Raw genomic sequence first — 21,249 nt, 5'->3', positions numbered from 1 at the left:
ATAAACTTTAAATATTACAGAATGAAAATAAAATATAACAAATTAAAAAATATAATAACCCATCTATTATATGTTGGGATATTATTCCTTTTTGGAGCAATTAGCCAAGCCCAAACACTTCCTTATGAAATTACCAATAAGTCCATTTACCCAGACAACGAGGTCTTTGTTGCTATTGTAGGTATTACAGATGGACACGTATGGGTGGATGCCGTTACAGGTCAAGTAAACCGTATGGACCCTTCAAATAACACAGTATCAGGGCCAATAATTGATGGCAACCAAGGCCCAGGAGGGAATGGAAAATATGCAAACTGTTTCCGACGATTAAGTGATATTCCTAATAAAACAATTAATATCCCTAAAATAGCAGGATGCCGAATAATGATCTCTTTTAAAAGTCAACTGTATTTGTACTTTTTTGGACATTCTGGAGATCCTAGCGGATATGCGGCTCCAAATCTGGCAAACCCAACAGACCCTAACCAAGGCATCAAATTTGAATTGGTTGAATTAACTTTCAACGATATTGGTCTTTGGTGTAATACATCGAGAGTTGATTCATATCAATACCCTATTGGGCTTGAAATATGGGGAGATAATTTTTATAAAAAAGTAGGGGAGCTAAAAGCCCATGAAGATATTATATCACAATGGCAAGCAACCGCTCCTAATGAGTTTAAAAGTTTGTTAAATACTGAAGAAGGTAGTATTCACTTTCCTACCAAAGTAGAAACTTTCCCTAAAAACTTTATGGATGGATATATTAATGCTATTTGGTCTAAATATACTAATCAAGAGCTCGCATTTACATCGGATGCAGGAACATGGAGAGGCAGCGTGCAAGGCGGAAATCAATTCGTGTTTACAAGAGATAGTGATGGCCAAATTGGAAGAATCCCTGGTAAACCAACTACAATTCAAGCTATGGAAGGGAGTGGCGTTATGGCATCTGGAGAGCAATGGGATAAAGTAGTACAATCTCAGATGGTTGCGGCAATTACAAGACATGCTTTAGATTTAAATGTACCTTCTGGAGTTCTGCAGGATTTTGGAGATACTTCTAAGTACTATCAAACCTGGCCATACAACTGGTATTCTAAATTTTTCCATCAGACAGATATTAGCTTTGAAAGCCAAACCTATACATTTGCTTATGATGATGTGTATAACCAATCTGCTACAATTCATACACCTAACCCTCAAAACATAAAAATAACGCTAGGTGGTTTAGAAGGAGGTTCAAATCCTAACCCTACAGGGCATGTGACTTTATATTTGGATTGCCCTTTTGCAGGAAACTCAGCAGCATTGTATGAAGGAAGCTATACCATGGCTCAATTAAACGCTTTGGGAATCCCTAACGATCAAGTATCATCATTACGTGTAGAATCAGGATATAAAGCAACCTTATATTGGGATGACAATTTTGGAGGAGACAGTTTAGAAAAAACTTCGGATGATGACTGCTTAACTAACGATGGTAATTGGAATGATAAAATGACTTCTATCATAGTTTCAAAAACGGGAAGTAGTGGTCCTAGTCAGCTAATTGAAGCAGAAAACTACACCTCTATGTCTGGTGTTGAACCAGAAGACTGTTCTGAAGGCGGTCAAAACGTAGGGTATATAGATACTGGCGACTGGATGGCTTATGCTAATATTAATTTCCCCACTTCTGGTAATTATCTTATTGAATACCGTGTGGCAAGCGAAGTTGGCGGCGGTACTTTATCTGCCGATTTAAATGCTGGCACAACTGTTCTCGGACAAGTTAACATTCCAAATACTGGTGGATGGCAAAACTGGACTACCAGATCTCACACCGTGAATATAAATGCAGGAACGTATGCTTTTGGTCTGTTTGCTGCATCTGGTGGATGGAATATTAATTGGATAAAAATAACAAGTGCATCCAGCTTAAAATCTGCTAAGACCATTTTAGCTAATAACACAGACATTAATGAAAAAGTAAAGCAAATAAGTAAAGCCAAGTTGTATCCAAACCCTTTTAAAAATTCACTACAATTCAATTTTGAAGAAAAAAATGCAAAGATTACTGTATTTAATACACTCGGACAAACCATGCTATCATCAAAAATGATAGAATCTGGAAAACCGGTTGATCTTTCTAGCCTTAACAAAGGGTTATACTTAATTCGTATTGAAAAAAATGGGGTTACAGAAACCGTTCGTGTCATTAAAAAATAATAATAAAATTACACTTTAACCCTTTTTCTATATTTTTTTTGATTGTCCGTAATTTGTCATAAACCTAAAAACATATTGTTTTTGTCATCCCGAGGCAACGGGGGATCTCATTGATTATCAGCAGATTCCCTGCCTGCCGGCAGGCAGGTTCACTTCGTTCTGAATGACAAAAATATCATTATGTATGATTACGGACATTCAGTATTTTTTTTAACCTCATTAGAGAATAAATCCCTAATGAGGTTTTTTTTTATCTTGATCCAATAGATATACGACCTAAATAAACTAGATCAGGACTTTCTTGCTCCTTGGTATTTATAAAAAATGCCTTTAATACCAAATAAACTTCAAAATAACTGGTTAAAACCGTTTAGCTCACTATCTTTATTTTTATAATTGGTGTTCTTGAATCTTCGATTTCTATTTCCTTTATATTTCAATAAAAAACATATCCTTAACTAGGCTCAATGTCATTAAGTTAAGGAAATTTGTTCTTTATTTGTCACATTGAACGCAGTCGAAATGCTAATAAAAACTAGAACTCCAATAGGTCTTCGACTTTAGCCTGTCTTGAGCGGAGCCGAAAGGCTCAGACTGACATTACGGCCTTAACTTAATGACATTGAACTAGGCTATGCTTATGTTTTTTATCTCTTCTAATGTAAATATATTTCAAATTTATTACCAATCATTTTAAAATTCATTTGGTATAACCCCCAAGTTTTGAATATAATCCAACTTTGAAGTTAACCCTTTAAAATCACTATACCCATCTCCATTACTGTCTTTGTAACTGGGCATATAAATTTTATAGAACACCGTTTCTTTCCACCAAACGCCTTGAGTATTTCTGTCCTTCTCAGTTTTACATGAAGCCATGCAACTAACAATCAAAATTAATAATGCCGGTTTTAAAAGTTTCATTTTTTAGATTGTTTTGAACTTCAATCAAGACTAGAACAACAAAAAGAGTCCTCTATTTTTTAAAATCAGGATCCATATCAGGTTTACGAAGTCCTGCTACTTCATTAGCCATGAGTATAAATACATTCCAACACAGGCCTCGGGTTGATTCCCACCAAGTATCTGTTGTGGTCCATTTTGTTGGAATAAATTCTTTACTATAGGGCCATTTCGGATTGAGATTGATTTCTGCCCAAGCTCTGTTCTCCATGAGTGCTTTTGCCTTTTTCCATCCATGTCGAAGTCCAACTACATAGCCACAGTATTCTGGTCGCATCCAACTCCCACCATTATAATAAAAGCCATCTCTTGCTCCATCTTTATAGTTTGCTTCTCCAAATTCCCTGAAAGGCTGATAGTCTGAGGTTAAATAGGCATATCCTTTTTCACTCTTATCCAATCGAACACAAACAGGCGCGGTTGTACCATATTCCGGGTGCGGTGAATTTGGAACTTTATTCAATATTGGCATTTGCTCTAAATGATTGATAACCATGTCATCGGTCAGCATTGGTTTATTGAACAACCACAACGAGAAAAATTCTGGTTCTAAATCGGTCATTGTAATCACATTTGGGAAATCCCTATCAAACAACACATGTTTTCTTTGTGCATCATAAAAATCAAGATAGGCAGCTTCTGCTTTTTCAATATATGCATCAGATATCTCATACCCCAATTCCTTAATGGTTTTTAGTGCAATAGCAAACATGCCTTGATTTACTGCCAGTTTATCGGTTTTAGGTTCATATTTATTAATATCAACCTGACTTAATGTAAAATGTGACTTACAGATAGCATCTCGGTCATCATCGAATTCGTTTAAAACATAATTTACCGCTTTATCGATTTTATCTTTAGGTAAGGTAACGCCATAGCGTCTTTTATTCATCATGGCCCAAATTAAAAACTGAATTGTAGCCTCATTATCCTTGCATTCTATAGTTCCCATATAAGGCGTTATAATAGTTGCTACGGCACCATTAGCATTTTGGGTTTTGGCCCATTGTTCCCATATTTTTAAATTAAGGGCTTCATTATAACTGGAAACTATGGAAAAAAACGAATCCCTATTATACATATCCGGCGCATAGTTCATGTTGGGAACATTCAAAGGTGTAAAATCATTAATTGATGTGATCCATGTTAACATGTTGAAATTTGCATATAACATTTTTTCTATCAAGGCCCCTTTAAAACCTTTTCCTTCGGCAAGACGTGATTGGGAAGACACCACAAAATCATGGTGATTGGTCCAAGGTTCCACAAATATATAGCTTGTTTTGGTATCCTTTTTACCCATATCCATTCTGTTGTAAGGCTGCTTTAGAGGCTGGTTTTCAACAATTTTCAAGTCTTTAATTTGTATGTTTGCTTCTTTTCCTGACTGTGTTCCTAAAAACATGGACACACTATCATTTTCTATATACGGCACTAGAATACTTCCTTTAAAAAGTGTCCATTCATTTTCTTTTATGGGAAATTGATCAATGTATTTAATACCATCTTCCAATTCAATGGTTTTTTTCCCATTTTTAATTCTGAAAAGCTTAAGAGCTATGGGCGAATTCCCTTTGGAAAGAAACGAGATGGTATATGTCTTTTGGTCCTTAAAAGGGGCTATTATTTCAAATCCTGCACGGCTTGATGGTTTACAATTAAGTGAAATTAGTCCCGATTGCTTTTTAATGTCGACAGCTCCAACTTTTTGAAAGTCATCACTAATTTTCAATGCCAATTCTTTACCAGTATCCAGATTGTACATCTCACCAAATTTTTGTTGGATATACTGTTGTCCTTTTGCTCTTTCTTCTAAGCTAGCAACTGAAACCAATTCGGGATCAGGCAATTGTCTCATTCCCACAAAACCGCCACCATGCCCGTTGAACCTGCGACGTGTTGTACGTGTATAATGGTTTTTGTATCCTGCATCCATTAAAACACCAATCAATTGATTATTGGGTGTTATAAAACCAGCAGATGGAAACATTTCATGGACAAAACCTCCTGGAAAATTATCATGCTCAAAAGTGACATATTTGATAGGTATTTCGGCAGGCTTGAAATTTTCTTCAATAGTATAATACAGCGATGGCATACCCGATTGAAACAAATCAATGCTCTTTTTAACCACCTGGGCGTTTATGACTTCATAGGTTACGGTCATTGACAAATTCAAGTCAAAATCCGATAAATAAGTCTCTTTTGATAGCTTTACAAGGGTTTCATCACCTGTCCATTCCGACCCTTTCCAATCGTTGATTTCGGTTGTTTCACTTAAATCCAAATTAGCGACTTTAAGTTTAAATTCTTCGGTGTTATGAATTACTAATTGGTCACCGTTATAAATATCCACATAAAAACCCGCTTCTGTATTTCCAACTACTTTTAGATTAATACTTTGACTCCATCCAATGGTTCCAATGAAACAGAACAGTTGAATTAGAAGTATTGTTCTCATTTTTTTATATAATTCAGTCATTTTTTAATATATTACTTTGCAGAAGAATATCTATAATCTATTATAACATCATCTGCATATAATTTGCCGTCCTTTTCAGATATAACGGCATCTTGAGGAACCCACACAAATAGCGAAGCCTGCTCTTTAGCTAGACTAAACGTGAAATTATTTTTTACATTTTCGGCTATAAATGCTCTTTTTATGGCATCATAAATTTTTAACTGCTTTTCTCCTATTGAAATTGTGACTTCTTTTGCTTCTGGATTAGGATTATAATATAAAAAAGAAGGAAACGCATCGTCCCGATAGAAATCGGTTGCCAATAAGTTTAATTGAAGGATGTTTTCAACATTTGTATTTGAAATAATAGCCCCTGCAATGCCCACATGGCCGCTTCCATAAACGCTAAATTGCGACACATCTGGATTTCCTTTTACCCAATGGGGGCCATCGCCTATAGCTACAGGCGCTTGCAAATGTTCATATTTTTCAAAATGCGCTTCTTTGATGAGTCCTTCATAAGCTATCACACCTTTGGTGTATTGTTTTTGTTCTGGAATGGTTTGGTGCTCATCGGCTATTTCATAAGGATAGAAAAATTTCAAGGCATTACCCGCATTCAGCATCCATTTCCCAATAGCACTGGCGTACCTTTGATCGTACCTAACCATGGGCACTAAGGGCCACATAGCATCATAGGTGTTCATTAGAAACCCAAAACCACCATGATCTACCGTACTTCCTACAATTCCAGAGATATCATATCCATTCCAGTTTCCGACTAAAACACCCCACCCTTCTCTACATTCTGGTGTGCCATTAAACGTCCAATTAAGGGCTTTTGAATAATCATAATTAGTTCCCTCTTCAGCGTTTAAACGTGCCGCCACATAAGCTCCAAAGGGCATCAATATTTCGTAAAACCTATTGTCGTTTTGTGCCAAAAGCGCTTCTAAAGACGATTTGGCACCTTGTAAATATTTAGGGTCTTGAAACTTTTTATAGGCTGAATACAACACATAAGCATGACCTGCCGCTGCATCTTGTTGCTTACAAATCCAATTATCTTTAGGCTCTAGTTTTGCATAATCAAAATAGGAATATCCATAGTTCCCAGCCATAACAGAATCTGCTTCATAAAATTTATCAGCCACTGAACGCATAATTTTTGAATAGTCCTTTTCTTCAGGGTAAAAACTAGCTAATCCATAAAATAATACATTTGGGTATACATCGTACCACCAATCCCTTGCATAACCGCCTCCCAACAATGCTACCTCAGGACACGTATTATTCATCACAATATTCCAATTGGTATCAGAATTAAAATAATTCTTCAACATGGAAACATAATTCTTTCCGTTTTGGTTTGACTTATCTATGCCTACGAGCGTTGCTCCAAAAACAGCCCCTATGGTTGCTAGCGATTCATGAAAAATACCGTTGTTATGGTTAGCTCCTTGCCTTAAGTCGCCCATAGCCGTAAAGATTCCAAAAGTTTCTTGGTCGAAATTTTTACGCGAATCGTCTTTCCATATTAATGGCCAATAGTCTCCTGTTTGGGTCTCATCAAAAACCAAAGAATCAAATCCTTTGGTTAAATTTTTAAAATCCATTATTTTAAAAGGTCTGGGCAAATTGGGCATAGAGTCAATTCGGCTCAGTTGTATTTGATTGATTGGATTTTCCATGATAAATTTGGATGGCTCCGTCTTACAGGAATAAAAAACCAATCCAACTATCAAGATTACCATATAATACCAATTTGAATATAAAATGTCGCATGTCGACTCGTTCTTTTTAAATTTAAAAGCCTTGTTCATAAATTCCGTAGAAACACTATGCAATCTAATCACAGCGTTTTTATATTTAAAAATAACATCGGCTTTAATACGACATTTTATACTCAAATTGGTATAATTTATTTTATGCATTTCCTTGTAAGTTTATATTTTTAATAATGAACTCGTTTAAACTTTTCACAATTGGCTAAAAAAGTTTAAATAAGTTCAATTAATTTTTCTTTTTCTGATGTTTCCTTTTCCAATATTTCTTGTTGTTTTAAAAGTTGTTTGGCAATAATTATGGAAAGTAATTGAAGTACACCAATAATCAATAAGGCATATCTTAAGGCAATGTCTGCATTTATAAAAAACGCAATCACTAAAAAAGTACTTGCCCCTATTAATCTACCAACAAATAACCCAAATTCGTGGTTCAATATATAAGAAAATTCATTTCTGTTTTCTATTTTAGACAAAACATCAATAACTTTAAGTTGGATAGGAAAATAAGCAATATCAAGAACCGGTCTGGCTATTAATAACAAAAACATAAATATAATAACCCCAACGGAATTAAACAGTAATCCGTTAAAAAAGGAAGCCAAAAAGAAAGCTATTAAACCAACACTAAAAATAATTAGCCGGTGTTTTGGTTGTGAATATTTCCCAAGAATGAGCATAATCACAGCAGCAATGACAGCACCAATGGATATAGCCGTACCCAAAGCGCCTTCTGAATGAAAAAATTTCATCATCAGCATTGCCGGAGCGGTCACAATAAATCCTTGAGCCAAGCCTTTTAGCAAGGCTAATTGAAACATTTTTTTCCAGAGTTTATGAAATTTAAAATAAAGGAACTTTTCGCTTTTTGGTTTTTCATATTTTCCAAAATGAAATACTATTGAGGCAATTATTGTGATAATAAAAACAATGACAGTGACTACTTTATATCCCGAGTTTACACCTTCATTTGTAGAGCCATTTCCATTCATTAGGTACCATCCAATCATGACCGGCACCACAGCTGCTATGATGGTATAGAAAAAAGTTTCCAATCCATAGTAAAAATTTCTTGTTCTATCTTTGGTTGTTGCCAACACCAGGTAATCTCTATTAGCCCAATATAATCCAAAGGACATTCCCATTATTAAACCTGCTCCTACCAGTCCAAAATAATTTATTTCTTTTAAGGACATCATAAAAACCATAGAAATACCACTTAACAACATGCCTAAAGAGAATAATCGCTTGATATTAATTCTATTCAACAAAAAACCATTAATAAAAAAGGTAATGGGTATTCCGGTATAAATGGCCATTTGATAAAAAATTACTTTGGAAGGATCATTGGAATTCCGCATGATATATGAGGCCACAAAAATATCTATTACAGGTAATACAAAGGCATAAATAATATTGGTAATGATCAATATTTTTGCGCTTCTTGTAAAATCTTTCCATCCTACTTTTGCTAAATCTAACATGATTGTTCTAGTGTTTTTAATATTTGGTTAATTGAAAAGCTAGCTAAACAAACATGTTCATCTGATGCTCCGTAATACATTTTAATAGTGTCTCCATCAACTAAATGTCCATTAGTAAAAACCACATTTCCAAAAAAACCGGTTTGTTCATAAGTGGCTATTGGTTCCATAATGGGGTCTTCAGAACGTGCAATGACAATAGATGGGTCTTTCAAATCCAACAGCAATGCCCCTAGGCAATACCGATGTTTTTCTGTTGCTCCATGATAAATTGCCAACCAGCCTTTATCTGTTTTTATGGGGGCTGCTCCCGCTCCAAGACGTTTACTATCAAATTTTCCTTTCCGGGTTTTAGCAATGCATTTATGATTGCCCCAATGAACGCCATCTGGTGACTCTGCTAGCCATATATAATTCCCTCCTAATTCCGGGCTGCTCGGTCTATGCAGAGCGAAATATGTATCGTTTATTTTCTCCTCAAAAATGGCACAGTCTTTATTGTGAGGACTAAAAATCATTCCTTTTTTTTCAAAAGTCTTCCAATCCTTTGTTATTCTTAATCCTACGCCTACACCATTATCTGAAACCATGGTATAGGTTAAATAATAGGTGTCCTCTATTTTTGAAACGCGACAATCTTCTATGCCATAAGATTCATAGTCTCCTTCTCCAAAAAGTGACGGACACGCCTTGTCTTCTTTAAAGGTTACACCATCCTCACTAAAAAGCAATCTCAAATGCGATATGGTTGTTAAATAGTCCTTCCCATTATAATTGATAACCCTGGCATCTGAAGCATCCAGTTTGGGGTCATCAAGGTTGAAATGTAAAATTTCAACTTTACCGATAGAATTATATAGAGGCACAGACAACAATCCTTCTTTTTGAACTGTCCGCTCGGCCACACGCACTAGAAGTCCTATTTTTCCTTTAAATTCAAATACCCCAGGATTAAGCAAACATTCAATAATCATGTTCTTATTGCTGGGGTTTAAATCTTTTGGTGACAAAAGCGGGTTTTGATCGCTTCTATGTGATATGTCTTTCATAAAAATTTAAATTTATAATGGTTCGCTATTTTGTTTTTTCTATTTCCAATAGCATGAGTAACATTTCTAAAGTTGATTCTGCCCCTGAGTTTTTATTGACTTCATTTAAACCAGTAATACCATCAAAACAAACTCCTGTACTTGGGTTATACATGGCTTTATTAGCATCGTTTTTACCAGACATCCATAATTCTAGTTCTTTGGCTATAACCAAATATTTATCGTCATTTGAATAACGATATGCTTCGGCCGTCGCCCAAAGCATGGGTCGAATGCCATAGGCAATTTGAGGATACTTATTCTTCTCTACTTCAATAAAATTAGTATCTACTTTATGTATCCAAAAAGCTTCAGCAAGCCCATTTTGCAACAACCAAGGATAAAAATTTTCAATCTCCATGAGAGCGCTATCAATATAGTCTTGGTTATCAAAAGTTTGACCTGCTCTCAATAGTGCATAAGCTTGGTTGTTTCCCCAAGCGTGCCATAAATTCTCAGCACTTAAAAAAGCACCATAAGGATACTTGTTAGCAGCGCCCTTTTGCATAAGGATAATGCCTTGAGCTAGATGATCAATTAAAGTTTTGGAATCGTTATCTCCTGTCCTTATATAATTATTCAACAATCCCAGAATTAATATCGCTGATTGGTCTGAAGCTGATTTTCCAGGCAACCATGTTGGCAATTCAATCGTATTAATAACTTCTGTAGTTAAATAAGATGTTGGAAGGTCTCTTTTAATATTTGCTATCAATCTTTCTGAAGCCATGGCTATTCTATTTGCCATATCCTCATCAGACTTCAAAAAAGGATACGCAGACTCTATGGCCCATAATGCCCTGAATGACCACCAATCAAGAGTAGCCGTTGAAGTCCGGTAGGTCGTGTTTACTGTAAGGTCATTCCATATAAAATTATTAAAGTAGCCATTTTCGTTTTGCATTTGTAACACAAACTCGGTAAGGTTTTTAAGCTTTTCCCTTGCTATGTCATCATCCCCATATAATTCTAAATATTTGGTTAACATGACCATGGCCCTTGATACATCATCTACACAGGTAAAGCCCTCGTTTGGTTCAATGGCATACGCATAATTTGGATATTCACTGTAGATATGAATGATCCCAACTTTTTTACCATTAAAATTAATCTCATTATAAAGATGGTTGAAATGGCTAAAATTTATTGCTCCATTTGGTAGTGGTTCAGAAGGGATGATCTCCATATCAGGATTTGAAATATTTTCTGCAGGGGCCTTATCAGGAAAAGTGGTGTTACTATCATGGCATGATGACACTAACAAAAGCAACATAATTAAAAAATGGGTATTTATTTTAAACGTAAATATCATGTATTGAAATTTGTATTTATAGTTATTGGTTAGCCAACTAGTTATGACCGCACTTAAACAAGTGTAGATTGTTTTAAAGATGAAACCACATGATATTTGGTTAAAAGAGAAGTAGCAAACTAATAACTACTTCTCTTTAAACAAATAAACTAAACTCAAAAATTGACTATTTTGAAAGACAATTTAATAACTAGGATTTTGGGTGATAGTTCCCCCTGACTTATCAATTTCTCCCTGTGGAATTGGGTACAAGTAATTTTTGTCTTGAAAATTCTTTCCAAGGCCTGTTAAAACAGATTTTGCAGTTCCCCATCGTTTTAGGTCATTGAATCTTTGAGACTCAAAACCTAATTCAACTCTTCTTTCAGACATCAGCCATCCTTTTATTTGCGCTGGATCTGTTGAACTTGGTCTGTCGGCTAAAGTCCCTACAGGAACCATAGAGCCATCTGCAGTGGGAGTTGTTCTTGCCCTTGCTCTAACTTGATTTATAATTGCAATAGCTCCAGGATAATCTCCTGTGTCGTTCAACGCTTCTGCTTTCCAAAGTAGTACATCGGCATAACGGATATAGATTTTGTTGTTAGGCGCATCATCATTTCCTTTATAATCCCCAACGGTATTGCCCAATAATTTTGAAACATTTTGATTGGCTACATCTACGGTATACAATAACCTAGGGTCATTGGGTTCAAAAGCATTTATAAAGTCCGCACTTGGTGCTATGAAGCCCCAACCCACTAAAGCACATAAGCCATTGCCTTTTCTAGGGTTTTGATCTGATATATGATCGTAAGCAAAAATGACCTCGTTTTCGGAAAACTCTTTGGTGACGTCAAAACTATCAAAATAATTAGTGTTTAAACTATAAAACCCAAGGGCGTCCAATTCATTGACAAGGCTAATCACCGTTGCCCAATCTTCATTAAATAAGGCTGCTTTAGCTTGCAATGCAATGACGGCTCCTTTTGAAGCCCTCCACGGTTCAGAAGGAGATGGGTATTTTGAATTTGGCAATAGCGTTTTTGCTTCTGTCAAATCTGAATTTATCTGTGTCCAAATGTCTGTAGCTGGTACTCGTACTGCAACGTCGAAAGCTTCTTCAAATGATTTTAATGGAACGGTTAAAAGTGGTACATCACCAAAATTATTTACCAAATCAAAATAATAGAAGGCTCTTAAAAAATAAGCTTCTCCCAATAATTGATTTTTACGGGCCTCTGCAATACCAACTTCCTGGATGACTTCAGGGTTGGTTAAATAACTTATGGCCAAGTTTATCCTGTTAATTCCTTCATAATCATAAAGCCAAATTCCGTTAAAAGCACCATTATCTGGTGTAAAACTAAATGCACTCAATTCATCCATCCATGCTTGATCGCCATCTGGGTTCCATTTTTTATTCATGTCATTGGATGCAATGTCCTGTAATATAAAATCATTTCTAAGAACGGCTCCTCCATCCCAATTCCACTCACCTATAAGGTTCAAAGTGCTAGCGAGAAGTTGATATGAGGAGCTTACAGAAGACTCAAGCGTTGTTATGGTTGGTGTTGTATCGATTTGATCCAAAGTAAGTAGACCTATGGGGTCTTTGGTTAGTTCATCATTACAACCTGCAAAGGTTGTTATGATACAAATTGCGATTAAACTATTATATATTTTTTTCATAATTAAGCTTTTAAAATTTAACATTTAAACCGAACAAAACCGATGATGATGAAGGATACGTTCCTCTATCCATTAAATCTGTGGATTCAGGATCCATACCTGTATATTTGGTTGCAGTAAATAAATTTTGACCAGAGACATAAAGACGGATGTCTTGAACTCCTTTTACGCTATTTATGGTATATCCCAACTCAATATTTTTAAGACGTAAGTAAGAAGCATCTTCAACAAAAATACTTGACACTTTACTGCTTCCATTATCTTCAAAAGCGACACGAGGAATTGTGTTGCTGGTTCCTTCACCGTCCCAAGCACCTAAAATGTTGGTTGTATAATTAAATGGGCGCGTATCGTAGTCTAATATTTTCTTCGAGTCATTATATCTATCAACGCCTTCTACACCTTGAAAAAGGAAAGAAAAATCAAAGTTCTTATACGATGATGAAAACGACATTCCATAAGTTAAATCTGGTATGGAGCTTCCAAGGAATTTCCTGTCATCAGAATTGACAATGCCATCATCGTTTAAATCCTCAAATTTAATATCCCCTGGTTTTACACTAGGGTTTAAGGTGCCGCTTAAATGACTGTCAATTTCAGCTTGATTTTGATAAATTCCAATCATTTTATAACCGTAATATGCATTTAGGGGTTGACCAACTTGTGTTCTTGTCACTTCTCCAACAAGGTTTGGAACATTAGGATGTAATTTCTCAACATTGTTTACTACAGTTCCTAAGTTTGCGTTTATGCTGTATTGGAATGCTTTGCTTGACTCTCTATAGTTTAAAGAAAACTCAAACCCTTTGTTGCTTACCTCTCCAGCGTTTACAATGGTAGGGGAAACATCTCCAACAATACTTGGCAAACCAATTGGCAATAGAATATCTGATGTGTTTTTTACATAATATTCCGCTGAAAAAATCAATTTGTTTTTTAAGAAACCTACATCAACACCTATATTGGTTGATTCTGAACTTTCCCATTTTAAATCTTCGTTTCCATATCGGTTTACAACAACCTTTCCGTCTGTTTGATTAATTAAAGTTAAAAAGGCATAGTTGTCAATCTCTTGATTTCCCAATTTACCCCAACCTGCTCTAAGCTTTAAATTGGATAGCCACTTCACATCTTTTAAAAAGGCTTCATCAGAAATTTTCCATCCAGCAGAAATTGAAGGGAAATAACCCCATCGGTTTTTTTCTGAAAATCTTGAAGATGCATCTGCCCTCATATTGGCCGTAACCATATATTTACTATCAAGCACATAGGATGCCGAACCAAAGTAAGAGAACAATGCCCATTCTGAAGCACTTCCTCCATTCCATAAATCGGCTTCTGTTGCACCATAATCAATATATCTAAAGGTGCTATCCGTATTATCAAAACGCGCTCTGCTCGCTCCAATTGAAGAGCTATAATTATCAATATATTCCATTCCTATCAAAGCACTGATATCATGTTTATCATTAAAAGCCTTTGCATAGTTTAATGTATTATTAAACGTAATGGTACGGGCTTCGCCTCGTTCTTCACTTAAATTATTGGGGCGATTTTGTCTTCCCAATCCTTGGTCGGTAGCATTTCCACCGCCATCATCATCACCAAAATTTTCACGAAATGCCTTATTGTGAATAAATGATAAATCGACACCAACATTAGTTCTAAAAGTCAGTTCTTTATCCTTTAAAAAAGAATACTCGGCATATATGTTTCCAAATGTTCTAAAATCCTTTCTTACATCATCTGTAAAATAAGCCAATGCAATCGGGTTTTGTGACCATTCGTATTTATCACTTTCCCATCCGCCATTATCTCTATCATTATGCAAATAAAAAGGCAAATCTGTAAAAGGATCTCTTTGAGAATAGGTAGGATCGTTAACATTCTTATAAACCCCAATAACTGGTGGTCTCAATAGTGCATGTCTTATAATTCCAGGCGCATCACCCTTTGATGATAATTTATCTTGTGTGGCATAAGTTAACTGAAGATTGGTTCCAATTTTTAAACGATCTGTTAAATCGACATTAAGGTTGGTTCTATAACTTAATCTTTTGTATTTGTCATTATCAAATATGACCATACCATCTTGACCATAATACCCTAATGACATTAAAAATTGGATTTTATCACTTCCTCCACTTGCCGTAAATTGCAGGTTTTGGGATCTTCCTGTTTCAAATAATTCATCGAGCCAATCAGTATTAGAGAAATCAGCTCTTCCCTTGTCTGCCGTATAAGGATTTACACCTGTTCTATCAGAATTATTCCATGCCTTTTCAACAGTATTCATGTATTGTTCTGCATTCAGCATATTTGGTAAGTTAGAGGCATAATGTAGTCCTGTAAAATAGTTTACATCAAAAGTTATTTTCCCCTCATTTCCACTTTTTGTTGTAATTAGTACTACACCACCCGAAGCTCTTGAACCGTATATAGCGGCAGCAGATGCATCTTTTAAAACGGTCATTGATTTTATATCAGCCTGATTCAAAAACCCGATATCCCTTGTTGGAATACCATCTATTACATATAATGGGTTATTATCACCAATAGTTCCTAATCCACGAATACGCACTTCAATCGGGTCACCAGGAGCACCCGTACTGGATGTTACTTGTACACCAGCAATTTGTCCTTGTAAGGCTTGTGTAACATTTACCACCCTTGTTTTTTCAAGGTCTCCCATGTCCACTACAGAAACCGCACCTGTTAAGGTTGATTTTTTTCTTGACGAGTATCCCACAAGCACCACTTCATCCAATGACTGCAAATCTTCCGTCAATTTGATATTGATTTGGGATTGTCCGTTAACACTAACCTCTTGAGTTGCATAGCCTACCATACTAAAAACAAGTACAGCATTTGAAGCCACATTTTCTATAGTGTAATTTCCATCAAAATCTGTTGCGGTTCCTAACGATGTTCCTTTTACAATAACATTTGCACCAGGCATGGGGCCATTGTTATCTGTTACAATTCCCGTTACGGTTTGTGCACATAACGCACTTCCAAATAACATAAATCCTATAAAATATAGGTTATATATAATGCGCTTTTTCATAATAAAAGAGAATTAAATTGATTAATAATTTGAGTACTTGTTTTCATGATATTAATTAGTTTAGTGAGTTAATATGTTATCAAATCTGATTTTGAAAATCTGATGATAAATATAGATTGAGAGCACAACAAATAGTGTACACTATGTCGTCAAAAATGTACACTAACTGTTAATAACCTCTTTTTAAGACAATTAAAATGAGTTATTCTTGATTTATACTCGAATTATTTTTGATTTGATAATTTTTAGGGGTTTGATTATACATTTTTTTGAACTCCCTATAAAAATAAGATCGGTTATTAAAACCTGATCGATAACAAATCTCTGAGACGGTAAAATTGCTTTTTTTCAATAGTTCGGCTGCATACTGTAGCCTTATGGTTCGAATTAGATCTCCTGGAGAAAAACCAAAATTTTGTTTAATTTTTCTATATAATTGTGAATTACTAATACCTAGATTTTCTTCAATAAACGAGCTTTGCAGATTGTCATTTTCTATGTTATTACGAATTAAATCGATAACATTTCTTAACAATTCCTTATCGTCATTATGTACTTCAAGATCTTTAATGTTTTCAATAAGCGTATCTTGAGCCAAATGTTTTAAAATAAGTTCCCGTTCTTGTAAAAGTTTTTTAATCCTGATAAGGATATGCTCTGGATGGAATGGTTTTGGAATATATGAGTTCGCTCCACTCTCCAACCCTTCAATACGGTGTAAAATAGAACTCTTAGCCGTAAGCATTATAACAGGAATATGGCAGGTCTTATCATCGTTTTTAACTTTTTTGCAAAATTCAATACCATCCATTACCGGCATCATAACATCCGTAATAATGATATCGGGAAGATTACTTTTTATCTTTTCCAAAGCCTCCAAGCCATTATTCGCAATAATGATTTTATACTTTTCTTTTAATAATTCATTCAAAAACAACTGTATTTCCATTTCATCTTCAACAATCAATATCACTTTACGCTTTTCTAAAAAGGCCTCAAGTGATGACATTTTGTTAAATACTCCTTCTGAGTCATTTGGACTTTCATCAAGTATATTTTTAAGATAATCTGAAATTAAAACTTGACTTTCCTCTATATCAATTTCCTTGCTCTTAAATGATTCCTTACTGCATGGAATCATGATTGAAAAAACAGTCTCTTTATTTGGTTTGCTAGACACATCGATGTCTCCCCTCAACACCGTTACCAGTTTTTTAATATACGCCAATCCAATCCCAGTTCTAAACAAATCCCTATCTGATTTATCTGCTGTATCCGTTAAAAAAAACCGATCAAATAAAGAGTCAAGTTTTTCTTTGGAAATTCCTTTTCCTGAATTGGATACTTTTATGGATAGTATTTTTGATTCATCCCCCTCTATATTGAACTCTAATTTGATATGGCCATCTTTAGGTGTATATTTAAACGCATTGGACAACAGGTTAAAAATTATTTTTTCAATTTTGTCCTTATCGTACCAACCTATTAATTCTGTAGGTAATTCTAAATCATATTCAATATTTTTATCTAAAGCCCATTCATCAAACAGCTCTGCTATTTGCTCTATTAAATTGACCAAATCAAACTGCGTTACGGTAACTTCCAAATAATCATATTCAGCCTTTCTAAATTCAAGTAATTGTTGTGTTAAAAAAAGAAGCCTAGAAGAATTTCTCTGAATCATATTTATAAACTTCTTACTTCGCTCGCCCATATTTTCAGATTCGACAAGCTTTTGTACAGGTCCTACTATTAAGGTTAGAGGTGTTTGAAATTCGTGGGCAATATTTGTAAAAAACGTCAGTCTATTTTGATGAATTTCCTCCTCTTGTTTTTGGAAAAGAATAGTTTGTCTTAATTTATATTGTTTATTAAAATAGCTCCAAACAAAAAGGAGAAATAAAAACAGTAAAATAAAATAAACGAATATGGCCACATTTGATTGCCAAAAAACAGGTTTGATTTCAATATCAATAGCATGAACGGGGTTACTCCAAATACCATCACTATTGGACCATTTAATCCATAAAGAATAAGATCCTTTTGGCACATTGGTAAAAGAGATGATTTTTCTGTTATTGATGGAATTCCAATTTTGATCAAAATTGTTTAATTTATAAGCGTATTGGCATTTTTCACTGTTTATGTATGTTAAAGCTGACAGTTCTACATCAAAAAAGTTTTGATTGTGTTGCAAAACTATAGAAGGAAATGTTTTTGAATTTGGAGATACTACCAATCCTTGATAGTATGGGGTTTCCTGATTTTGACCACTAATTTTATCAATAAGAATGTCGGGGACAACTTGGGATTCTTCTATTTTAGAAGGCAAAAAATAATTAAACCCCTTTATTCCTCCCATAAAAATAAAATCCGAATTATCATTTTGATAAAAAGCACCGTCTGCAAATTCATTGTTTTGCAAACCCTCATTTTTACTATAATTAATGAACTTTGATTCTTTGAAAACAAAATTAGACAACCCAAAATTTGTGCTTATCCAAAGATTGGATTCTGTATCTGAAACAATCCCGTGCACCGTATTGTTTGGAAGACCTTCTTTTACAGTAAAATTTTTAAATCTAGGCGCTTCACCGCTATTAAACGCTTCCAGTACATTTAAGCCAAAGCTAGTTCCTATCCAAAGTCTTTTTGCTGAATCGGTATGAAGACATAAAATATCATTGTTTGACAAGCTTTGAGGATCATTTTTTTTGTTTTTGAATGTTTCAAAAATACTAGTCGACTTGTTGAAAAGATTCAAGCCACCTAACCTGGTTCCTATCCAAAGCTCATTATTGTTTTTGGGTATTATGGAAAAAATAATATTGCTGCTTAAAGATTTCTTTGCGCCATTTGCAGCCAGATATTGTTTAAAGTCCGTTATTTTTAAAGCCTCTCCAGAACGTGAAATTTTAAACCGAATCATTCCATAACCATTGGTTCCCAACCAAATGAACCCGTTCTCATCTTGATAAATAGCGTAAGTAGACTTAAAATATGAGCATGCTTCATGTCCAATAATATCAGGCCAACCAAGAAGTTTTGATTTTTTTAAATCAAAAACATTGATTCCTGCACCATCAGTACCAACAAAAACCAGATCGTCTTGGCCCTCATAAAGTGAAAATACCGCATTGTTGATGGAGCTATTACTCTCATTGAAGTTTTGATATGTTAATGGTTGGTTGGTGTTTAAGTAGAATTTTGAAGGAAAACGAAACAAGCCTTTCCCTTTTGTTCCTACCCAAAATGAATTTCCGTTTACTTCTAAAAATGCTCTTACAATACCACCATCTATTTCAGGTATTTGCGCTTTAGAAACCAAATTAAACACTTTTTTTTGTGGGTACATTTTAAAAAGGCCATCACCATCGGTTCCTGTCCAAATAACATTTTCAGTGCCTTGCAACAAGGTTGTTATTTTTTGGTTCTTAAGTTTTTTGGTCCAGGTATTATGTATTGTCCTTCCTAAACTATCAATGACAAAATACCCTGAATCATTATATAACAAAAGCCCCCCTTTAGTTCTAGACACAACCTTACTAATGTTGTTTTCATCTATTTTTTTCTCAGTTTTATCATTAAAAGAATACAAAACAGGATTGCCAGAAAGGGTGATGAAGCACAATTTCTTTTGAGGTAGAACATCAAAATCTCTTACATTCGTTAAAATCCTTTCAACTTTAGAAACTACTTTTGCGCCTTCCGTATTGGTCTTTATTTTCAAGGAATAAAGTTCATTGTTATCTAATAGTAAAAGTAATTCGCCGTTTTGCGAGAAAGTCATTTTATTAACAGCATGACTAGGAAGGTTTTTAATTTTCAATAATTGAAAACTGTCACCATTAAAATACCCAATTCCCCAGTCTTTAACTGCACAAAAGACCATTTTGGAATTGTCAAGGGCCATATTGAATTCTGATTCAGAAAAAGGAGGCTTGTCTTTTCTGGAAAAATAATATCTGTTAAATGTGTTAGATTTTTTGTCATATCTATTTATGCCATGCACGGTCAATACCCAAATATGTCCAGTATTATCTTCATTAACTTTAAGGATTACTTGGTTGGTAAGACTGTTATCATTATTCAATTCAGGTCTGAAAATCTTAAAACTATGACCATCGTATCTGTTTAATCCATCCCATGTACCAATCCATAACAAATTTTCAGAATCTTGAAAAATGGTATTTACCGAACTATTGGAAAGTCCATTTGTATTATCTAATTGCTCTATAGAGTATTTAACATCAAAAGCGTTTGATTTATCAATATTAGTGTCTTTTAATGAAGATATTTCAATTTTATTTTTAGGGAGAATATTTAATGATGCTTGCCCATGTTTTTTAGTACAACCAGTAATTGATAAAAAAATGATTGCTAATAATAATTGACTAGACTTCAAAACTAAATTTGATTGATTAAAACTTAGGAAAACAAATAAAAAACAACATTTTAGACAATTGTTACCCCTATATACACAAGAATACGAATTTTACAAAAATATTGTTTGGTTTTTAATGATTATTTAAAAATATCGACCAAAATATTGATTAGTCATTGTAGGACGAATAGACATACGTAAGTCTTTTGAAAACAATATTATTCCTAATACTGCTGAAAGCAATGTTCAAAGTCCAAACTAACTCCTTTTCTTTTACCAATTTTAATATATTTTGGTTGTGATATTTGCATAACCTATTATGGTTTTTCTTGAACATTCTATTAAATAAACATGGACACTCTATAAGGCTAAAGTGTCCATGCTACAATCAAATAAACTATGACTAACAGTTTATTGAAATGGTATGAAAAAAACTACTATTTATATATTATTTTCTATTCTTTAAAAAAACACGACACCCGATCCACTACAACGAATGTCGTGCTAAATACCAAACATCAATAGAATCTACTGAAATAAAACACCCTTTTTCCCATTCTAACTCATTAGAAAAAAAACCGTAGCTACGGCTCAATGTCATTAAGTTAAGGCCGTAATGTCAGTCTGAGCCTTTCGGCTCCGCTCAAGACAGGCTAAAGTCGAAGACCTATTGGAGTTCTAGTTTTTATTAGCATTTCGTATCCTATGACTTTAGCAAATTTTTTATCATAAATTTTCTCTATTGTCTTAAGCGGCATATCCCATTGTATCAACATATGGTACCCCTCTGTTCACTACAGCAAAAACCCTTGCCAATAGTT

The 21,249-nt window shown here is 34.5% G+C and carries 10 protein-coding genes; 1 reads left to right on the top strand and 9 read right to left on the bottom strand.

The features are described 5' to 3' along the window. Positions 1 to 21 precede the first annotated feature (21 nt). Entirely contained in the window at positions 22 to 2,211 is a 2,190-nt protein-coding gene (locus PQO00_RS10045; RefSeq protein ID WP_274184721.1) for a beta-1,3-glucanase family protein, read from the top strand. Positions 2,212 to 2,904: 693 nt separating this feature from the next. On the opposite strand, the gene PQO00_RS10040 is transcribed toward PQO00_RS10045, so the two are convergent. The 9 genes from PQO00_RS10040 to PQO00_RS10000 form a co-directional block, all read right to left on the bottom strand. Next, positions 2,905 to 3,135: a hypothetical protein gene (locus PQO00_RS10040; protein ID WP_274184720.1), complete on the bottom strand. Its 231-nt coding sequence runs from the start codon at positions 3,133 to 3,135 to the stop codon at positions 2,905 to 2,907. Positions 3,136 to 3,187: 52 nt separating this feature from the next. Continuing rightward, positions 3,188 to 5,635, bottom strand: coding sequence for a hypothetical protein (locus PQO00_RS10035; protein ID WP_274184719.1), 2,448 nt, complete (start codon positions 5,633 to 5,635; stop codon positions 3,188 to 3,190). A gap of 32 nt (positions 5,636 to 5,667) precedes the next feature. Continuing rightward, on the bottom strand, positions 5,668 to 7,572 hold the full coding sequence (locus tag PQO00_RS10030) for a hypothetical protein (protein WP_274184718.1): 1,905 nt from the start codon (positions 7,570 to 7,572) through the stop codon (positions 5,668 to 5,670). A gap of 65 nt (positions 7,573 to 7,637) precedes the next feature. Continuing rightward, on the bottom strand, positions 7,638 to 8,906 hold the full coding sequence (locus PQO00_RS10025) for an MFS transporter (protein WP_274184717.1): 1,269 nt from the start codon (positions 8,904 to 8,906) through the stop codon (positions 7,638 to 7,640). Continuing rightward, entirely contained in the window at positions 8,900 to 9,955 is a 1,056-nt protein-coding gene (locus PQO00_RS10020) for a glycoside hydrolase family 130 protein (RefSeq protein WP_274184716.1), read from the bottom strand. The genes PQO00_RS10025 and PQO00_RS10020 overlap by 7 nt, the downstream gene beginning before the upstream one ends. Positions 9,956 to 9,980: 25 nt before the next feature. Further along, positions 9,981 to 11,306: a hypothetical protein gene (locus PQO00_RS10015; RefSeq protein ID WP_274184715.1), complete on the bottom strand. Its 1,326-nt coding sequence runs from the start codon at positions 11,304 to 11,306 to the stop codon at positions 9,981 to 9,983. A gap of 183 nt (positions 11,307 to 11,489) precedes the next feature. After that, positions 11,490 to 12,977, bottom strand: coding sequence for a RagB/SusD family nutrient uptake outer membrane protein (locus PQO00_RS10010; protein ID WP_274184714.1), 1,488 nt, complete (start codon positions 12,975 to 12,977; stop codon positions 11,490 to 11,492). Positions 12,978 to 12,987: 10 nt separating this feature from the next. Then, positions 12,988 to 16,044 carry a TonB-dependent receptor gene (locus tag PQO00_RS10005; RefSeq protein ID WP_274184713.1) on the bottom strand — a complete coding sequence of 1,019 codons (3,057 nt, stop codon included), beginning with the start codon at positions 16,042 to 16,044 and terminating at the stop codon, positions 12,988 to 12,990. Positions 16,045 to 16,246: 202 nt separating this feature from the next. Next, complete coding sequence (locus PQO00_RS10000) at positions 16,247 to 20,449, bottom strand: hybrid sensor histidine kinase/response regulator transcription factor (RefSeq protein WP_274184712.1); 4,203 nt, start codon at positions 20,447 to 20,449, stop codon at positions 16,247 to 16,249. Positions 20,450 to 21,249 lie beyond the last annotated feature (800 nt).

The organism is Flavivirga sp. 57AJ16, from assembly GCF_028736925.1.
In the GTDB taxonomy this organism is placed as follows: domain Bacteria; phylum Bacteroidota; class Bacteroidia; order Flavobacteriales; family Flavobacteriaceae; genus Flavivirga.
The sequence above is the reverse complement of the archived record's forward strand: the minus strand, read 5'-3'. Positions and strand labels throughout refer to the sequence as shown.

Coding starts and splice junctions, on each gene's coding strand:
- PQO00_RS10045 (WP_274184721.1), top strand. CDS start 22: ATGAAAATAAAATATAACAAATTAAAAAATATAATAACCCATCTATTA.
- PQO00_RS10025 (WP_274184717.1), bottom strand. CDS start 8,906: ATGTTAGATTTAGCAAAAGTAGGATGGAAAGATTTTACAAGAAGCGCA.
- PQO00_RS10030 (WP_274184718.1), bottom strand. CDS start 7,572: ATGCATAAAATAAATTATACCAATTTGAGTATAAAATGTCGTATTAAA.
- PQO00_RS10015 (WP_274184715.1), bottom strand. CDS start 11,306: ATGATATTTACGTTTAAAATAAATACCCATTTTTTAATTATGTTGCTT.
- PQO00_RS10010 (WP_274184714.1), bottom strand. CDS start 12,977: ATGAAAAAAATATATAATAGTTTAATCGCAATTTGTATCATAACAACC.
- PQO00_RS10020 (WP_274184716.1), bottom strand. CDS start 9,955: ATGAAAGACATATCACATAGAAGCGATCAAAACCCGCTTTTGTCACCA.
- PQO00_RS10035 (WP_274184719.1), bottom strand. CDS start 5,635: ATGAGAACAATACTTCTAATTCAACTGTTCTGTTTCATTGGAACCATT.
- PQO00_RS10005 (WP_274184713.1), bottom strand. CDS start 16,044: ATGAAAAAGCGCATTATATATAACCTATATTTTATAGGATTTATGTTA.
- PQO00_RS10040 (WP_274184720.1), bottom strand. CDS start 3,135: ATGAAACTTTTAAAACCGGCATTATTAATTTTGATTGTTAGTTGCATG.